General features: G+C 79.8%; 1 pseudogene. It reads right to left on the bottom strand.

The annotated features are described in order from the left end of the window. Positions 1 to 459, bottom strand: a pseudogene (locus E1283_RS36880) (UbiA family prenyltransferase); the annotation flags it as partial. Positions 460 to 489: the final 30 nt, after the last annotated feature.

The raw sequence follows: 489 nt of genomic DNA, 5'->3' as shown, positions 1-489 counted from the left end.
GCCGACCTGGAGCGCCGCGGCGAGCGACAGCAGGGCGGCGCAGACCGGGTTGAGCACGACGGCGATCGCCAGCGAGAGACCGGCGAGCGCGACGGTGACGCCGGCGGCGGTGGCGACGCCGAGCCGGCCCTGGGCGACCGGGTGGCGGGCGCCGGCGGCGTCGATGTCGCGGGAGTCGGTGGCCGCGACCAGGTCGTGGCGGTGTCGGTCGCGGCGCAGGTCGAGCAGGTCGTGGGAGGCGAACATGGCGAGCACGCCGGCGCAGCCGGCGGCGAGGGCCAGGGCGAGGCGGCCGGGCGGCGGCCGGTCGTCGGCGAGCAGCGCGGCGAGCAGCAGCGGGGCGACGCTGAGTGCGGCCTGGGTGCCGCGGAACAGCCCGTAGAGCGCCGATCCGGCGCCGGTCCCGCGGGTGGCCGTGACGGTGGCGGTGGCGGTGGTCGGCGCCGGCTCACCCGACATGCGAGGGCCTGGGCTGGGGCCGGGGTCCGG

Origin of the sequence: Streptomyces hainanensis, from assembly GCF_004348415.1 — a bacterium.
Classification (GTDB): domain Bacteria; phylum Actinomycetota; class Actinomycetes; order Streptomycetales; family Streptomycetaceae; genus Streptomyces; species Streptomyces hainanensis.
Note: the sequence above shows the minus strand (reverse complement) of the source record. Positions and strands in the feature narration are given on the sequence as shown.